The sequence below is a fragment of the Plantibacter lichenum genome (genome assembly GCF_050587525.1).
GTDB lineage: Bacteria > Actinomycetota > Actinomycetes > Actinomycetales > Microbacteriaceae > Plantibacter.
The window spans coordinates 245,329-260,523 of record NZ_JBOBFT010000001.1; the positions used below are offsets into that span (position 1 = coordinate 245,329).

The 15,195-nt window shown below is 68.6% G+C and carries 12 protein-coding genes and 2 tRNA genes; 3 read left to right on the forward strand and 11 right to left on the reverse strand.

What is annotated here, in order from left to right; genetic code table 11:
* Positions 1-342 precede the first annotated feature (342 nt).
* Positions 343-1,152 carry a GntR family transcriptional regulator gene (locus ACQ3HB_RS01125; protein WP_430916960.1) on the reverse strand — a complete coding sequence of 270 codons (810 nt, stop codon included), beginning with the start codon at positions 1,150-1,152 and terminating at the stop codon, positions 343-345.
* Between the two features lie 251 nt (positions 1,153-1,403).
* Between ACQ3HB_RS01125 and ACQ3HB_RS01130 the strand changes: the two genes are divergently transcribed.
* A complete protein-coding gene (locus ACQ3HB_RS01130) occupies positions 1,404-2,228 on the forward strand; it encodes an SGNH/GDSL hydrolase family protein (protein ID WP_430916961.1) in 825 nt (274 codons plus the stop codon).
* Between the two features lie 100 nt (positions 2,229-2,328).
* Here the strand turns inward: ACQ3HB_RS01130 and ACQ3HB_RS01135 are convergent.
* From ACQ3HB_RS01135 to serS, 6 genes are all read right to left on the reverse strand, one after another.
* Positions 2,329-2,417 (reverse strand) — tRNA-Ser (locus ACQ3HB_RS01135).
* 98 nt (positions 2,418-2,515) lie between these two features.
* Entirely contained in the window at positions 2,516-3,796 is a 1,281-nt protein-coding gene (locus tag ACQ3HB_RS01140) for an LCP family protein (protein ID WP_430916963.1), read from the reverse strand.
* A 39-nt stretch (positions 3,797-3,835) separates the two neighbouring features.
* Positions 3,836-3,920 (reverse strand) — tRNA-Ser (locus ACQ3HB_RS01145).
* A 431-nt stretch (positions 3,921-4,351) separates the two neighbouring features.
* Complete coding sequence (locus tag ACQ3HB_RS01150) at positions 4,352-5,602, reverse strand: LCP family protein (protein ID WP_430916965.1); 1,251 nt, start codon at positions 5,600-5,602, stop codon at positions 4,352-4,354.
* A gap of 88 nt (positions 5,603-5,690) precedes the next feature.
* Positions 5,691-6,536, reverse strand: coding sequence for an HAD family hydrolase (locus ACQ3HB_RS01155; protein WP_430916967.1), 846 nt, complete (start codon positions 6,534-6,536; stop codon positions 5,691-5,693).
* A complete protein-coding gene (gene serS, locus ACQ3HB_RS01160) occupies positions 6,533-7,798 on the reverse strand; it encodes a serine--tRNA ligase (protein WP_430916968.1) in 1,266 nt (421 codons plus the stop codon). Before serS ends, ACQ3HB_RS01155 begins: the two co-directional genes overlap by 4 nt.
* A 58-nt stretch (positions 7,799-7,856) precedes the next feature.
* Between serS and ACQ3HB_RS01165 the strand changes: the two genes are divergently transcribed.
* Positions 7,857-8,837: a diacylglycerol/lipid kinase family protein gene (locus tag ACQ3HB_RS01165; RefSeq protein WP_430916970.1), complete on the forward strand. Its 981-nt coding sequence runs from the start codon at positions 7,857-7,859 to the stop codon at positions 8,835-8,837.
* Positions 8,838-8,886: 49 nt separating this feature from the next.
* On the opposite strand, the gene ACQ3HB_RS01170 is transcribed toward ACQ3HB_RS01165, so the two are convergent.
* The 3 genes from ACQ3HB_RS01170 to ACQ3HB_RS01180 all read right to left on the reverse strand — a co-directional run bounded on the left by ACQ3HB_RS01170 (position 8,887) and on the right by ACQ3HB_RS01180 (position 13,198).
* Entirely contained in the window at positions 8,887-9,996 is a 1,110-nt protein-coding gene (locus ACQ3HB_RS01170; protein ID WP_430916971.1) for an FAD-dependent oxidoreductase, read from the reverse strand.
* Between the two features lie 224 nt (positions 9,997-10,220).
* Positions 10,221-11,576 (reverse strand): NADP-specific glutamate dehydrogenase, encoded by a 1,356-nt coding sequence (gene gdhA, locus ACQ3HB_RS01175; protein ID WP_430916972.1) that lies wholly within the window; start codon positions 11,574-11,576, stop codon positions 10,221-10,223.
* 230 nt (positions 11,577-11,806) lie between these two features.
* A complete protein-coding gene (locus tag ACQ3HB_RS01180; RefSeq protein ID WP_430916973.1) occupies positions 11,807-13,198 on the reverse strand; it encodes an MFS transporter in 1,392 nt (463 codons plus the stop codon).
* 207 nt (positions 13,199-13,405) lie between these two features.
* Here ACQ3HB_RS01180 and ACQ3HB_RS01185 point away from each other — a divergent pair, with 207 nt between their 5' ends.
* Complete coding sequence (locus ACQ3HB_RS01185) at positions 13,406-14,074, forward strand: GntR family transcriptional regulator (protein ID WP_430916975.1); 669 nt, start codon at positions 13,406-13,408, stop codon at positions 14,072-14,074.
* A gap of 37 nt (positions 14,075-14,111) precedes the next feature.
* Here ACQ3HB_RS01185 and pheA read toward each other — a convergent pair whose 3' ends face one another.
* Positions 14,112-15,059 (reverse strand): prephenate dehydratase, encoded by a 948-nt coding sequence (gene pheA, locus ACQ3HB_RS01190; protein ID WP_430916976.1) that lies wholly within the window; start codon positions 15,057-15,059, stop codon positions 14,112-14,114.
* Positions 15,060-15,195: the final 136 nt, after the last annotated feature.

Consider the following 15,195-nt stretch of genomic DNA (forward strand, 5'->3'; position numbering starts at 1 on the left):
GACCCGTTTGCACAATTCAGGACCATTTTCAGAATTCAGGACTCCCGGGCGGCGCGTCGGTCCAAATCTTCCTGAATTGTGCAAATGTTCCTGAATTCCGGAACTCCTGGGGCGCATGAGGACGGAATGGGCATGCCGACGCTGATCAATCGCTTTCCGGTCCAAGAGTTCCGGAATTGTGCTCAATCAGGGACCGAGGAGGAGACGGCGGAACGGGCGGGACGGCGGGACGGCGGGACGGCGGGACGGCGGGACGGCGGGACGGCGGGACGGACGGGACGGCGGGACAGCGGAACCGGACGGGACGGCGGGACAGCGGAACCGGACGGCGAAGCGATGGGGCTAGCGGGAGCTCCGCGCGAAGAGCGTCCGCAGGCGGTACCGCTCGCCGACGTAGCGGATCGTCGACAGGGCGACGGCACGACCATCGGTTCCATGCGCCACCTGTTGCATGACGAGCAGCGGCTTGCCCGGTTCGAGGCTCAGGTGCGCGGCCGTCGTGTCGTCGGCCTCGCGCGCTTCGATCGTGCTGTCCGCGCGTTCCGGCGAGAAACCGGCCGCGTCGAGCTGCTCGTAGAGCGAGTCGGTCGCGAAGTCGACGTCGGTGAGGTCCGGGAGCATCGACAGCGGTACGACGGAGCTGTCGAGGGCGATGGGGACGTTGTCGAGCATGCGGATGCGATCGAGGCGGAACACGGGCGTGCCCGGGGCGACCGCGAGGGCTTCGCCTTCATCGAGCGTCGCGAAGCCGCTCTCGGCCTTCAACACGACGGAACTCGTGACGAGGCCCATCCGCTTGGCGGTCTCGGAGAACGATTCGAGACTGTTCGGCCACTCCTTGGCGGGGCCAGCGGCAGCGACATACCAACCGCGCCCGTGGGAGGGACTGAGCACCCCTTCGTCGACGAGGTGGAGGAGTGCTTTGCGGAGGGTGACCCGACTGATGCCGAGCTGCTGGCACAGGTCGCGTTCCGGCGGGAGGCGCATGCCGGTCGCGAGCGCGCCCGACTCGATCTCCGCTTTGATCAGGTTGACTGCTTGGATCCACAACGGTTCCGGGTAGTCGGCACGGATCGGTGATGCGGGTGTTGCGTTGGCCTCGACACGGTCCACGTCGTCCCCCTGCTGCTCGGATCGTTCCTGGTATACCACATGAGTACCCTATACGACCACTCGGTGATTCTGCTGATCCTGCCACCCTTTTCAGGAACGTGTCGTCGCGGCGCGTCACATCGGCTCCGCGGTGGAGGATTCCGACAAACGGAACGACGCGGGATGAGCCCGAGAACTGACCGATGCGCGCACATGTCGAGTCCATAGGGCGCGCATATGGAACTGTCAGGGCTCACGACCCGATCCGATGTCCGACGCGCGTAGCGTTGAGGAAGACGGAGGGAGGCGGCATGGTGAAGCGGATCGGACAGCCCAGGACGGTGCTCGGGATCGGCGCGGCTCTTGTTCTCGTGGGCACCCTCGCCGTCGTCGGCGCGAACGCCTCCAGCATCGCCGACGCGGCCTCGTCAGCAGTCGCCTCCACGAGCGCCTCGCCGAGCGCTTCCGCCGGCGCCGGCACAACCACCGGCACTGCCTCCTCGTCGGCCCCGGTCGGCGCCAGCTCCACGACAACCGCAGCGGAGCCGACCGTCGTCGCGATCGGCGATTCGATCATGGACGGCCACGGGACCGATGCGGATCAGGCGTGGCCGATCCTCGTCGCGGCGGACAATGGCTGGTCGATCACGAACCTGTCGAGCGACGGCACGGGCTTCCTGCAGCCGGGCGATGACGGCACGACGTTCGAGGCGCAGGTCCAGCGGGCGGCCGGGCTGGACCCGGACATCGTCATCATCTCGGCGAGCACGAACGATCTCGACCAGGACGCCGACGCCCTCGCGACTGCGACGATGGACACGATGACGTCCCTCCGCGCCGCCCTGCCCAACACGCAGATCATCGCCCTGAGCGCATTCTGGGGCGACACGGCCCCGTCAGATGAGCTCGATCCGATCAACGGGGCGATGCAGTCCGCCGCGCAGGCCGTCGATGCACGTTGGGTAGACATCGGGCAGCCGCTCGCGGACCGCCCGGACCTCATGCAGTCCGACGACGTCCATCCCACCGCGGAGGGCCTCAGCGTGCTCGCCGCTGCGATCGAGGCCGACCTCGATCCCACGGCACAGTCCGGCTCCGCCGCCACCGACGTTGCCGGTGCCGCCCCCGCGAGCTGATCGCTCCGCGACCCGCGACAGGACTTCCCAAGCAGCAGGGCTACATCCCGGAAACGACGAAACCCCCTGCTGAACAGGGGGTTTCGGAGAAGATCCAGTGCGGAGACGGCGGGATTTGAACCCGCGGTCCCCTTGCGAGGACTCCACCTTAGCAGGGTGGTGCACTAGGCCGAACTATGCGACGTCTCCAAGCGTCCGCAGGCGGACGCACGTGGACCATCATAACCGGAGAAAGCCGCAGGGGACGAATCGCACGGCTCCCGCTATGAATCCGGCGAAGCGCGAACCTACTGGTCGTCGAGCGTGCGGCCCTTCGAGCACGTGCGCTGGTCGGCGGTCTGGCCCGTGACGGTCGATGGGAGGACGACTGCCGGCGCAGCGCCCGAGGCGTCCGCGGGCGGCTGAGTGGCGGCTCCCGCATCGGGAGCGGTGCCCTCACCCGGGTCAGTGGGAGGCGCGACGGTCGCGTTCGGATCGGTCACGGCTCCCGTGCCGGTCACGCCGGACAGCTGGATCGCCTGGTCGGCCTTGAGCGCGTCGAACAGGGCGTTCGCGGCACTCGGGATGGGTTCGACGCCGCCCTCGACCGCGGCGTTCGGATACTGCACGAACGCGATGCGGGACAGGTCGACGTCCTTGAGCGTCAACGCGATCGCAGCGATCGTGTCGAGGCTCGTGAGGCTGTCGGAGAGCTGCATGTTCTTCGCAGCAGCCTTGGCGAGCGAGTAGACCGTTCCGGGGTTCGTGAGCGTCTCCGCGCTCTTGACCTTCTGCATCATCGCCGACAGGAACACCTGCTGGTTGCTGATGCGACTGAGGTCGCTGCCGTCGCCGACGCCGTGGCGGGTGCGGAGGAACTGCAGGGCCTCGAAGCCCTCGAGCGAGTGCTCACCGGCCGAGAGGAACGTGCCCGTGTACTCGTCTTCGATGGGATCCGCGACGCACACCGTGACACCGCCGAGCGCCGTCGACATCGCCATCACACCGCTGAACTGCACTTCGGCTGCGAAGGGGATCTCGAGCCCGGTCAGCTTCGACACAGTGAGGGCCGTGCACGCGAGGCCGCCGTAGGAGAGGGAGGTGTTGATCTTCTGCCGCGACATCGAGTCGAACGAGCCGCCCTCGGGATCCGGGCAGGACGGGATGGGCACGAACATGTCGCGCGGGAAGCTGACGACCGTGGCCGACGAGTGGTCCTCGGAGATGTGGAGGAGCATCGTGACGTCATTGAGATTGCCGGTCTCCTCGGTCTCGTCGCCGAAGATCGGGTCCTGGCCGACGCGCGAATCGCTGCCGACGATGAGGAGGTTGACGCCGCCGGGGTACGCACCGATGGCGGGGAGCGGTTGACCGGGAGTCGCGTCGACGAGGGCGACGCCGGGCTTGACGCTCGCAGCGACATCCCACAGCGCGATGGCGCCGACGGTCCCGCCGCTGACAAGGACGACGGCGAGTGTCGATGCAGCGATCTTGAGCGCAGTCAGCCAAGGTCTCGTCCGCTTCAACCGTCCATGACGGGCGATCGTGCTGATCTTGTGCTGCTGTTTCGAGCGCTCGTTCTCGCTCATCGACAACCTTTCATTCTGTTCACCCGGGTGAACTCGATGCGGAGGGCGTGGGATTCGAACCCACGAGACATTTCTGCCCACCAGTTTTCAAGACTGGCTCCATCGGCCGCTCGGACAGCCCTCCCGATGCTTTCAACGCCCGGTATCGGGACACCGGCACGCAATCGAACAACGATCGATTGTATCGGATGGCAACCGAGGAAGCCTGCCACCACTTTCTGGAGGTTCCCTGGATGCAAGCTGGATCGGGTGCCTGTCGATGCAGCCCCTGAGCCTGTCGATCCGGTCCCTGAGCCTGTCGAAGGGTCAGCTCGGCATCACCGTAACTCCTTCAATCCGAGGTCCGGCTCGTTTGAGATCCGCGGAATTCCGGCGATCGGGAGTTCGCCGGTGCGCGAATCGAAGGAGTTGTGCGCACTTCGACAGGCTCAGTGACCGGAGTTCGGCTCAGCGAAGGAGTTGTGCGCGCACTTCGACAGGCTCAGTGACCGGAGTTCAGCTCAGCGACCGGGGCACTTCGACAGGCACAGCGACCGGAACTGGCCGCGCAGGCGACTACTGGTTCTCTTCGGGGCGACCGGCCGTGCAGGTGTTCTGCGCCGCGTTCTGGCCCGTGATCGTCGACGGCAGGTCGACGGTGCCGCCTGCCGTGGCGGGAGGCGCGGCCGGGTCCACCGGGGCGTCCGACGGAGCAGCGGGATCCGCGGCAGGATCGGTCGCGGGATCCGTCGCCGAAGCGTTCGGATCCGTCACCACGTACTTGCCGGCCGCCGTGACGTTGACCGCCTGGTCGTTCTGCAACGCCGTCCACAGCGTGTCCGCGTCGTCGGACGCGACGACGCCGTCACCGGAACTCACCGTCGGTGTCTGCACGAAGGCGACGCGCTCGAGCGGGATGTCCTTGAGCGCGGAGGCGATCGACACCATGACGTCGAGGTTCGCGAGGTTGCTCGACAGCGTGACGTTCTTGAGCGCCGCGCGGGCGATCGAGTACAGCTTCACCGGGTCGGAGAGCGTCTCGCTGCTCTTCAGCGTGCGGACGAGCGAGGAGAGGAAGATCTGCTGGTTGCTGATGCGGCTGAGGTCGCTGCCGTCGCCAACGCCGTGGCGCGAGCGGAGGAAGCCGAGTGCGGCGCCGCCGGAGAGGTCGTGGGTGCCGACGTCGAGCTGGATGCCGCTCCAGGCGTCGGTCAGCGGTTCGGTGATGCAGACGGGGACGCCGCCGACCGCATTCGACATGGAGATGACACCGTCGAAGCCGATCTGCGCGGCGAAGGGGATCGAGAGGCCCGTGATGCCCTCGACCGTGGAGACGGCGCACGCGAGGCCGCCGTCCTTGCCGCCGTACATGAGCGCGGTGTTCATCTTGTCGCGTCCGTCGCCGCCGTTCGCGCAGTCGGCGATGTGCACGTACATGTCGCGGGGGAAGCTCACCACGGTGGCGGACGAGTGGTCCGCGGAGATGTGCATGAGGATCGTGACGTCGTTGAGGTTCTCGTCGCGTTCGCCGTATGCGGCGTTGCCGTCGCCGGAATCGCTGCCGACGAGGAGCAGGTTCACGCCGCCCTCGATCGCGCCGATGTTGGGCGGCGGAGCGCCGGGGGTCTCGTTCGCGAGGTGCACCGTCGGCTTGACGTTCTGGGCGATGTCGAGCGCCGCGACACCGAGGACCGATGCGAAACTCACGCCGATGACGGCCGCGGTCGCAGCGACGAACGTGCCGATGGTGACGAAGGGGCTGGACTTCCGCTGACGACCGTGTCGGACGGCGGCGCGCGATCGGGACGCGTCGGCGTTGCGTGGCATCAGACTCGCTTCCTGTGTCGAACGTCCTCAGGGGGCGACGTGCGTGGAGGTGCGCACGGGAGGTTCGGCGCAGGTAATTCAGACGATACTAGGCAGAAATGCTCCTGAGAAGCTGGGAGAGGCCGTCTTCCGTAACCGCGCCGGTCACTTCGGAGGCGATCGAGAGGACTTCTGCAGGCGCCTGGCCCATGGCCACGCCGCGTCCTTCCGATCCCGCCCAGAGGAGCATGTCGATGTCGTTCCGGCCGTCGCCGACCGCGATCATCTGCGAGCGTTCCATGCCCAACCAGACGCGGACGTGCTCGAGCGCGGTCGCCTTGTTGACGCCCTTGGGAGCGATGTCGAGCCATGCGGTCCAGCCGATCGCGTAGCTGACCTGCTGCAGGCCCATCTGCTCCACGATGCGCAGGAAGTCGGCCTCATCGTGACTCGGGGACACGACGACGACCCGCGTGACCGGGCTCGTGATGAGGTCCTCGAACGGCACCTCTTCCGCCATCTCGAGGTTCCAGTCGGTCATCCCGGCCGTGTAGCGGCGGAAGCCGTCGGGGTACTCGACCATGTAGCTGCCCTCGGCGAGGTGGCTGCGGATGGTGCTGAGCACCTCGGTCGGGTCGAAGACCTCGGTGAAGAAGCGCTCGTAGCCGCCCTCCTCCGCTTCGTTCCGTTTGAGGACGAGCGCTCCGTTCGCGCACACGACGTACTCGGGGGTGAGTCCGAGCTCTTCGAGCACGGGGCGGGTGGTCTCCCAGCTGCGGCCCGTCGCGAGCGTGACGATGTGCCCGAGGGACTCGACCCGACGGATCTCCTCGACGACCGCATCGCTCAGCGTGCCGTCCTCGTGGAGGACCGTGCCGTCGACGTCGAGCGCGACGAGCAGACGGGTGGCAGGATCGGAACCGTCCACGACGGACGCGAGTTGCTGATCGTTCATCGGATCGGCTCGGCCACCGCGAGGCCGCCGAGGTACGGGCGGAGGACCTCGGGGATGATCACGCTGCCGTCCGCCTGCTGGTGTGTCTCGAGGATGGCGACGAGCCAGCGCGTGGTGGCGAGGGTGCCGTTGAGCGTGGCGACAGGTGCCGTCTTGCCCGAGTCCGTGCGGAATCGCGTGTCGAGGCGGCGCGCCTGGTAGGTGGTGCAGTTCGACGTGCTCGTGAGCTCGCGGTACGCGTCCTGCGTCGGCACCCAGGCCTCGACGTCGTACTTGCGTGCTGCGCTCGATCCGAGGTCGCCGGCGGCCGTGTCGATGACGCGGTAGCTGAGGCCGAGCGACTGCAGCATCGTCTCCTGGTAGGACAGCAGGCGCAGGTGCTCCGCTTCCGCGTCCTCCGGCTTGATGTAGACGAACATCTCGAGCTTGTTGAACTGGTGGACCCGGATGATGCCGCGGGTGTCGCGCCCGTACGAGCCGGCTTCCTTGCGGTAGCAGGTGGACCAGCCCGCGTAGCGGAGCGGGCCGCCCTCCAGGTCGAGGATCTCGTCGGAGTGGTAGCCGGCGAGCGCGACCTCGCTCGTGCCCGTGAGGTAGAGGTCTTCGCCCTCGATACGGTACACCTCGTCGTCGTGCTGGCCGAGGAAGCCCGTGCCGGCCATGATCTCCGGACGGACGAGCGTCGGCGTGATGAGCGGGATGAAGCCTTCGGCGAGCGCCTTGTCGAGCGCGTAGTTCATGAGCGCGAGTTCGAGGCGCGCACCGATGCCCCGGAGGAAGTAGAAGCGCGAGCCGCTCACCTTGGTGCCGCGGGCCATGTCGATGCCGCCGTTGAGCTCGCCGAGTTCGAGGTGGTCGCGCGGGGTGAAGTCGAAGGTGGGGCGTTCGCCGACCTCGCGGAGGACCACGAAGTCGTTCTCGCCACCGGCGGGCACGCCGTCGATCACGGGGTTCTGAATGGCTCCGGCGAGCTCCGTGAACCGGGCTTCGGCCTCACCGGCCTGGGCCTGGGCGGCCTTCACCTGGCCGGCGAGCTCCTGCACCTGGGCGACGAGCGCGGCCTTCTCCTCCTTGGGAGCTTTGGCCACCTGCTTGCCGAATGCGTTCTGCTCGGCGCGCAGCTCTTCGAACGCGGTGATGGCTGCGCGACGTGCGGCATCGGCTTCGAGGGCCTGGTCGACGAGTTCGACGGACGAACCCCGGGCCGCCTGAGACTGCCGGATCAGGTCTGGTTCTTCACGGAGGAGTACGGGATCAATCACCCGTCGAGTCTAGCGATCCCGCATGTGAACAGGTCCCGGCTGCCGTACCGTGGACCCCATGACGCAGCCCCAGCATGCCGCCCTCGTGTTCAATCCGGTCAAGGTGGACGCCACGAAGTTGCGCAGCGCGGTCGAGACCGCAGCTCAGGACGCCGGATGGGCGCCTCCCCGCTTCTACGAGACGAGTGTCGACGACCCGGGCATCGGGCAGGCGAAACAGGCCATCGACGACGGCGCCGCCGTTGTGCTCGCGGCGGGTGGCGACGGAACCGTCCGCGCCGTCGCTCAGGGCTTGCGCGGCACCTCCGTCCCCCTCGCGCTCATCCCGTCCGGCACCGGCAACCTCCTCGCCCGCAACCTCAAGCTGCCCCTCGCCGACCAGGCCGCGTCCATCCGGGTCGCGTTCGAGGGCGACACGAAACCCGTCGACATCGGCGTGGTCACGATCGTGCGCGAGGACGGCTCCGAGGAGGAGCAGTGCTTCGTCGTCATGGCGGGCATGGGCATCGACGCGATGATGATCTCCAGCACGAACCCGGAACTCAAGAAGACCGTCGGCTGGCTCGCCTACGTCGAGTCCGGACTGCGGTCCATCATCAAGTCGGAGCCGTTCCGTCTCCACTACCGCCTGCAGGGGCACCGGGAGCATTCGATTCGCGTCAGCTCGATCCTCGTCGGCAACTGCGGGACCCTGCAGGGCGGCATCGAGCTGATGCCGGATGCGGCGATCGACGACGGGATCCTCGACATCGCCGTCCTGCAGCCGAAGGGCGCGCTCGGGTGGCTGCTCGTGTGGCGGAAGGTCAGCTGGGAGAACCGGGTCCTGCGCCGCTCGAGCGTGGGGCGTCGGCTCATCAAGGCGAACGATGCGCGTGGCGGCGGCAACACGGTCACCTATCTGCGGAGCGAGCGGGTGTCGATGCGGGTCGAGGAGCCGCACGACATCGAGCTCGACGGCGACGGCTTCGGCGTCGCGATCGCGGCGCATTTCGACGCCCACGAGGGCGGCCTGCACGTCAAGCTGCCAGCAGACGCCTGAACCGTTCCTGGTCAGCGCGATGCGCTCGCGCGTCCGCGGGTCTGAGCCCTCAGCCTCGCGGGAGGACGTGCTCGGCCAGCAGCTCGCCGAGCACCGGCCCGAACTTGAAGCCGTGGCCGGAGAAGCCGGTCGCGTAGACGATGGGGCCGTGGTGCCCGATCACGAACTCCTCATCCGGGCTCGTGTCGTACACGCAGCTGATGGGCGTGGGCGCAGCTGCATCGACACCGGGGATCCATTCGTCCACGTACCTGACGAGGTCGGCGAGGCGCTCGGGTTCCGCGGTGAAGTCCCGTTCGTCGGGGTCGACGCGTGGGCCCGTCCCGTGCAGGCCGACCTTGACGCCCTCCCCCGGCGTCAGCAGGCCGTAGACGCCCGGCGTCCCGCCTGAACCGACCCCGCTGCCGCTGCGGTAGTGGACGAAGCTCGGCCACGCCGCATCGGATTCGGGGCGACCGCCGACGATCGGGAAGTGCGCCGGCTGCTCCTGCGTGACCACGATCTCGGGGAGCGGCTCCCCCGCATCGGCCAGGAGACCACCGAGGAGCTCCGGCACCCAGGACCCGGCCGCGACGACGAGCGATCGGGCCGTGACGTCACCGTCAGGAGTGCCGATGACGACGGTGCCGCCGTCGAGGCGCACGTCTGAAACGCGGACGCCGAACCGCAACGCCGCGCCCGCCGCTTCGGCGAGATCGAGGAGCGCTTCGATCGCTTCGGCCGATGCGATGCGGCCCGCGCTCGCGTGGTGCAGGACCTCGCGGTCGAACCGAAATCCGGGCCAGCGGGCTTCCGCCTCGGCGACCGCGAGTCGTTCGTAGGCGATGCCGTTGCGGTCGAAGGCGTCGACGATCGCCGTGATCATCTCCGGGTCGCCGTGGTCGACCGCGCCGTTCAGGGTGAGCAGGGACCGGCCCGATGCGGCTTCCAGCGCGTGCCATGCGGCGAGCGCCCGCGTCGTGAGCCGCACGTGGTGGTCATCGGTGTACCCCTGGCGGAAGATACGGGTCGCGCCGTGGGACGAGCCGCGGTCGTGGCCCCGCTCGAACCGTTCGAGGAGGAGGACGTCGCGTCCCGCCTCCGCGAGGGTGCGCGCCGTTGCGGCTCCGACGATCCCGGCGCCCACCACGACGACGTCCTGCACGTGCTCGTTCTCCATGCCCCAATCCTCGCGCATCGGATGATCGCCCCATCCTGTCGCGCCCTGCGCCGCGTCACACCGCGTCACGCCGAGCACGCCGGACGCGCCGGACGCGCCGAGCCTCTCCTCCCCCACCGCGATGCGCTCGCGCGGGCGCGCCCCGACGCCGCGAGCGCGGGCCCTGTCGGACCCGCGCTCGCGCCAGCGCGATGCACTGGAGGGTGGTGAAGCAGACGCTCCCGCTAGATGACGCCCTGGGCGAGCATCGCGTCCGCGACCTTCACGAAGGCGGCCGCGTTCGCGCCCACCACGTAGTCGCCAGGGGCGCCGTAGCGCTCGGCCGCGGTGAACGCCGCGTTGTGCACGCCGCTCATGATCGAGCGCAGGCGCGCTTCGCTGTCGTCGAACGACCACCGCTGGCGCGACGCGTTCTGGCTCATCTCGAGCGCGGACGTCGCGACACCGCCGGCGTTGGCCGCCTTGCCTGGACCGAAGAGCACACCGGCCTCCTGGAAGACGCGGACGGCCTCCGGGGTCGAGGGCATGTTGGCGCCCTCTGCGACCGCTTCGACACCGTTCTTCACGAGCGTGATCGCGTCGCGCTCCTCGAGCTCGTTCTGCGTGGCGCTCGGGAGGGCGATCTGCCCGGGCACGTCCCAGACTCGACCGCCGGCGACGAAGTGCGCACCGGCCTTGCGGTCGGCGTACACGGAGATGCGTGCGCGCTCGACCTCCTTGATCTGCTTGAGGAGGTCGAGGTCGATGCCGTTCTCGTCGACGATGTAGCCGGACGAGTCGGACGCCGTGATCGCCTTGCCGCCGAGCTGGTGGACCTTCTCGATCGCGTAGGTCGCGACGTTGCCGGAGCCGGAGACGATGGCCGTGCGCCCCTCGACCGAACGGCCGGTGACGTTGAGCATCTCGTCGACGAAGAAGACGGCGCCGTAGCCCGTCGCCTCGGTGCGGACCTCTGCTCCGCCCCAGCCGACGCCCTTGCCCGTGAACATGCCGGACTCGTGGCGGTTGGTGATCTTGCGGTACTGGCCGAAGAGGAAGCCGACCTCGCGTGCGCCGACGCCGATGTCACCCGCGGGGACGTCGGTGTGCTCGCCGAGGTGGCGGTAGAGCTCGTTCATGAAGCTCTGGCAGAAGCGCATGACCTCGGCGTCGGACCGGCCGTGCGGATCGAAGTCGCTGCCGCCCTTGCCGCCGCCGATGCCCTGGGCGGTGAGCGCGTTCTTGAAGATCTGCTCGAAGCCGAGGAACTTGATGATCGACAGGTTCACGCTCGGGTGGAAGCGCAGGCCGCCCTTGTACGGGCCGAGGGCCGAGTTGAACTGGACGCGGAAGCCGCGGTTGACGTGCACGCGGTTCTGGTCGTCGGTCCACGGGACCCGGAAGATGACCTGGCGTTCGGGTTCGACGAGGCGTTCGAGGATGCCGGCGTCGACGTATTCGGGGTGTTCCCGCAGGACGGGCGAGATCGATTCGAGGACTTCGTGAAGTGCCTGGTGGAACTCGGGTTCTCCCGAGTTGCGGCGGAGCGCGGTCTCGTAGATGGAGCGGATCGGGTCTTGGAGCGTGGTGGTACCGGTCACGTGGTGCTTTCTCGTCGAACAGCGCGGATCGACACCCCGCGACGACGGGTGGTCGCGGACGAGAGGTCGTCACCGATGCTGGTGGGAGGTTCCTGGGCCGTCGTGCGGCCTCCGTCAGACTGTCACCCTGGCGGGCGCGCCGTCAACACGACTGGCCCGGAACATCCATCACTTGTTGGGTTATTTTCGGGGGTTCCGCGATGCCTGCCGCGGGACGAATTCGGGATGGATCAGGCCGTTTCGCGTTCGACGTCGGCGCGCGGGACGATGGGTACGGCGATGATCGGACACAGCGCGATCACAGCGAACGCGAGCGGGTACCCGACGAGTCCGATGAGCGCGCCGACCGCCGGACCGACGATCGATGCGGCGATGTACTGCCCCGTGTTCTGGACGCCCAGCGCGCGGCCGGACCATCGCGGACCGGACGCTTCCGCGACCGAGGTGAAGGCGAGCCCGTTGTCCGCGACCGCGACCGTCGTCGCGACCACGATCATGACGGCCACGAACGCGTCCCGGTCGAGGAATCCGGCGAGCGCGAGGAGGAGCATCACCGCGGTGCCGGACAAGGCCACCCAGCGGAGCGGGCGCACCCGGCTGCCGACGCGGTCGCTCAGGACGCCGACGAGGATGCGGCCGATCGCACCGACGAACTGCGCCGCGCCGACGAGCACACCGGCGGCGAGCGGCTCCCATCCCAGGCCCGCGACGAGCCAGACGAGGGCGAACGTCGAGAGGGTGAACTGGGGCACGACGAGCAGGATCGACACGGCGTGGATGCGCCAGAGGAACGAGGAGCCCCGGTACGGGTTGTGGTCGACGGGAGGCGGGGCGTCTGTGCTCGTGCCCGTGCCTGCCACCTGCGCACCGGCCCCTGCGACGCGCACCGTGCGCGCCGGCATCGGCGGATTCCGGATGGCGACGGCGCACACGATCGCGAACACGGCGTTGATGACGAGCGGCACGGCGAGCGCCGCGCCCGCCCCGGACCACAGGATCGAGTCCTTCACGGCGTCGCCGGCCCCGGCTGCGGCGATCGTCGGCACGGTCACGGCGGCGATCGTCGCCCCCAACGGCACGGCCATCTGGCGGATGCCCATCGCGAGGCCGCGACGTTCCTTCGCGAACCAGCCGACCACGATCTTCCCGCTGGCCGAGTTAGTGCCGGCCGATGCCATCCCGCCGAGCAGGAGCAGCACACCGACGAGCCAGTAGTCGCCGAGGCTGGAGGCTCCCTCGCCGGCCCCGGCCCCTCCGGCCCGCGCCTGAGCCGCCTCACCGATCGTGACCGCGTCGAGGGCGACGATCGCCGCGACCGTCGCGATGGCCGTCAGGGAGAGGCTCGCCGCGATGACCCACCGCTCGCCGATGCGGTCGGCGAGCGCACCCCACGCGATGAGCGCGAACACCATGCCGAGCGTCGGCGCCGAGGCCAGCAGGCCCGCTTCGGCGAGGGTGAGGCCTCGCTCGGTGTGCAGGAACGGGATGAGGAAGGCGGGCGTGTTGATGAAGACGGTGCCGGCGGCCTGAGCGCCGACGCCGAGCGCGAGCATCGTCCAGGCACGTCCACTCGTGGGTGGTGCGATGGGCGTCGTCGTGACGGCCGCCGTCTCCGTGCTCATGCGTGCTCCTCGTCGCGATTCAGTGGCGCTCACCAGTGATTCGATCACGGTACACCATTTTGGTATACCAAAACGGTGCACCGCTCGACGTAGACTCTCCCTGCACCCGCACACCCTCGTCGATCCTCCGTTTTCAGGGATACCTCGACCTGGAGCGAACCGTGCACTCGACGCTCACTGAATCCTGAACACGGAGACCACCGCACGATGTCGGCACCGTCGCAGACCACCCACCTCTACGAGCGATTCCGCGCGGCAGTCCTCACCCTCGAACTCCTCCCGGGCGAACGACTCACGGAACGCGGCCTCGAAGAGCGCTTCGCCGGATCACGAACACCCGTCCGAGCGGCGCTCATGCGGCTCGAAGCGGAAGGACTCGTGCAGCGGGACGGACGCGGCTGGGTCGTCGCCCCCATCGATCCCGTCGAGATCGGAGCGATCGCGGAGTTCCGCGAGGCCGTCGAATCGCAGGCCGTCCGTCTCGCCGTCGAGCGCGCATCGGACGCCGACCTCGCAGCCCTCGCAGCACTCCTCGACGCCGCCCGCCCGTCACCCGACGAGGAGACCGGCATCCGTGCCGGAGACGAGTTCCACGTGGAACTCGCCTCGCTCTGCGGCAACCCGTTCTTCGTCGACGCCGTCCGCAGCTCGATGACGCGCCTCGCCCGCACACGATGGCTGGAGGTCCGCACCGCCGAATCCCGCGAGCAGGCGTGGCGCGAGCATCGGGAACTCCTCGACGCCTTCCAGGCTCGCGACGCGGATCGCGCGGCGTCGCTCTCCGCGGCCCACGTCCGCGGCACGAATGAGCGCCTGCTCGCCTTCCTCGCCACCGAGCACCGCCGCCTGCGCGGTCACGGCGTCTCCGTCGCGTGAGGCCGCCTGAGCGGCCAGGCCCCGCGGCCCCGCAGCCCTAGCCGCCGAGCAGCCCGCGCAACCACTCCCGTGCTTCGATGAAGACCTCGTCGTTGTACCGCGAGTGGTACGTGACGGCGGTGCGATCCGCGCGCGGGTACGACCCGAGGAAGATCACGTTGGGGCTGAAACGCCGCAGACCGAGGAGCGCGTCGGCGACCCGCTCGTCGTGGATGTGCCCTTCCGCATCGATCACGAAGCGGTAGCGGCCGAGGGCGTCGCCGATGGGACGCGACTCGATGAGGCTGAGGTTCACGCCCCGTGTCGAGAACTGCTCGAGGAGGCCGAGGAGCGAACCGGCGTCATCGTTGGGCAATTCGACGATGAGGCTCGTCTTGTCGGCGCCCGTCCGTTCCGGGAGGTCGAGCGACTTGCTCACGAGGACGAAGCGAGTGACGGCGTTCGGGTTGTCGCCGATGTTCCGGGCGAGCACCTCGAGGTCGTAGTGGTCGACGATGCCGGGCGGGGCGATCGCCGCGTCGGCCGTCGAGGAGCCGTCGAGAAGCGTCGATGCTGCGGCGACGTTGCTCGCAGCCGGGATGTGGCCGTGCTCCGGCAGCTGCGAGTCCATCCACAGGTGGCACTGCGCGTAGGCGACGGGATGCGCGTTGACGACGCGCACGTCCTCCAGTCGCGTGCCCGGTCGGGCGACGAGGACGAAGTTCACGGGCACGAGGTACTCGCCGATGATCCGCACCCCCGGCATCGTCGCGAGGGCGTCCTGCGCGACGGACACGCCGCCCTCGATCGAGTTCTCGATCGCGATGACCGCGGCCGTGCTCCGACCCTCGAGGACGTCGGCGAGCGCCTCGCCGACGTTGTTCACCGGACGCCGGATCTGCCCCTGCGCTTCGACCACCTGAGCGAGCGCGGCCTCGGTGAACGTGCCGCTCGGTCCGAGGTAGCTGTAGCTGCGTGCGGGCTCGGATTCGGGGCTGGCTGACATGCATCCGAGCGTACCGCCAACCCGCCGCAACCCTCCGACGCGCCGTCCACAGGCCTCCATCGGCTCCCGTTCAGGTCACAATCGGCTCCCCGACAGGCAGTTTTGACGAAAAACCAGTACTAAGACGGGACTCCGA